The sequence below is a fragment of the Planctomycetota bacterium genome, from assembly GCA_016872555.1.
GTDB lineage: Bacteria > Planctomycetota > Planctomycetia > Pirellulales > UBA1268 > F1-20-MAGs016.
This window is the reverse complement of sequence record VGZO01000143.1, coordinates 1-1,758: the sequence shown is the minus strand read 5'-3', so window position 1 is coordinate 1,758 and position 1,758 is coordinate 1. Positions and strand designations below refer to the sequence as shown.

Here is a 1,758-nt window from a genome sequence, read left to right as displayed (position 1 = left end):
CGCTTCACCACGTCGGGCAGCGCGCGAATCACCTTCGTGGGCACCGCAGCGGGGCCCCCTGCCGCGAGGTCGCCGGCGAATGGCCGGCCGAGCAGCGCGGGGCCCTTGGCGACCCATTCGGAGGCAGCGCGGGGAAACGTGACCCGCGCCCGCCCGCCGTCGAGCACCTCGGCCACCTCGACGCGCACGGCATGGTCGAGGCCGTCACCGCCCGCAGCGGCCATGAACAGCAGCGCCGGCCCCTCGGTCACGGCCAGAAACCCCGGTCCGTCGGCCAACTGCAGCGGCTCGACGACCGCCTCGCCGCGCCCTTGGTCGACCGACGTGATCCGATGCGGCGGCTCGGGCGTGAACCGGGGATAGCTCATCACGACGCGCTCGTCGGCACGGGCCCAGAAGGCGGCCAATGAGACGACGAGTGCGGCACATACGGCCGCGGATCGATTCGAGACGTGGCACATGGCACGAGCCCCCAGGACGACATCACGGTCGGAGCGGCCCGCTGCCACGCGCTGGCGATCCCACTCGCGGTCATCATCGTCACCGCTCGTCCGGCAGGCAACCGGCGCCGGCGCCCGCGGCGGGGTGCGCGGTGGTCCTTCATTCGTAGATCGGGAAAAACGTGTTGAACGCCCGTTCGCAGAACACCCCCGGGTCGTTGAACCGCTGGCCACGGTCGAGGCCGTCGAGCGCGGCCATGTCGGCGGCGGCGAGCGAGAAATCGAACAGGGCGAGGTTTTCCGCGAGGCGCTGCGGCCGCGAGGTCTTGGGAATCACGGCCGTGCCGCGCTGCACGCCCCAGCGGAGCAGGATCTGGGCGGGCGTGCGCCCCGCGCGGGCGGCGATCGCCGTGACGGTCGGATGGCCGAGGAGGCTGTCGGCGTCCGTCGCCATTCCCAATGGCACGTATGACGGTGCCCCGAGTGGTGAAAACGCCGTCACCGCGATGCCCGCCTCGTGGCAGAAGCGCAGCAGCTTCGGCTGCGCGAGCAGCGGATGGAGCTCGACCTGGAGGACGGCGGGGGCGATCCGCGCCGTCGCGAGACATTCGCGGAGGAGACCGACGCCGTAGTTGCACACGCCGATGCGGCGGACGAGGCCGCCGTCGACGAGGCGCTCCATCGCCCCCCAGGTGTCGGCCAGCGGCACGCGGGCCGGGCGCATCACCGGCCGGGGGGCGGCCGGGTCGAAGAACCAGCCCGGCGGGTAGCGCGTGGCGAACGGCACGAAGTCCAGCGCGATCGGGAAATGGACGAGGTACAGGTCGAGGTGGTCGAGGCGGAGATCGCGGAGCGTGCGCTCGAGCGCCGGGCGCACGTGATCCGGGTGGTGAAACGTGTTCCAGAGTTTGGAGGTCACCCACAGTTCGTCGCGCCGGCAGAGCCGGTCGCGCAGGGCGCGCTCGATGCCTTCCCCGACCTCGGCTTCGTTGCCGTAGTCGCAGGCACTGTCGAGATGGCGATAGCCGACGCGGATCGCCTCGTGAACGAGATCGCCGACCGTCGCCCGGTCGATCTTCCACAGCCCGAGGCCGACGGCAGGCAGCGGCTGGTCGGCGGCGCCAAACGCGGCGGGCACGGCGACGGGGAGCGTGGTGGAGGGCATTGGGGAGGGGAGTGGGAGGATAGGGGAGTGGGGGAGTAGGGGAGCCACGATGCCAAAAAGCCAAAGAGACCGGAGACCAGGGGCCGGAGACACGAGACACGAGTAACGACCGGCAAGGGTGCAGCAGGCGCGGCATCATCCGCGGGCGTGATC

2 protein-coding genes are annotated in these 1,758 nt (G+C 71.4%); both read right to left on the bottom strand.

Annotation, left to right across the window (positions count from 1 at the left end; all coding sequences use genetic code 11):
- A partial coding sequence (locus tag FJ309_17555) for a hypothetical protein (protein ID MBM3956380.1) occupies positions 1-407 on the bottom strand: 407 nt, incomplete at its 3' end.
- Between the two features lie 193 nt (positions 408-600).
- Positions 601-1,605, bottom strand: a complete 1,005-nt coding sequence (locus FJ309_17550; protein ID MBM3956379.1) for an aldo/keto reductase — start codon at positions 1,603-1,605, stop codon at positions 601-603.
- Positions 1,606-1,758 lie beyond the last annotated feature (153 nt).

Coding starts and splice junctions, on each gene's coding strand:
- FJ309_17550 (MBM3956379.1), bottom strand. CDS start 1,605: ATGCCCTCCACCACGCTCCCCGTCGCCGTGCCCGCCGCGTTTGGCGCC.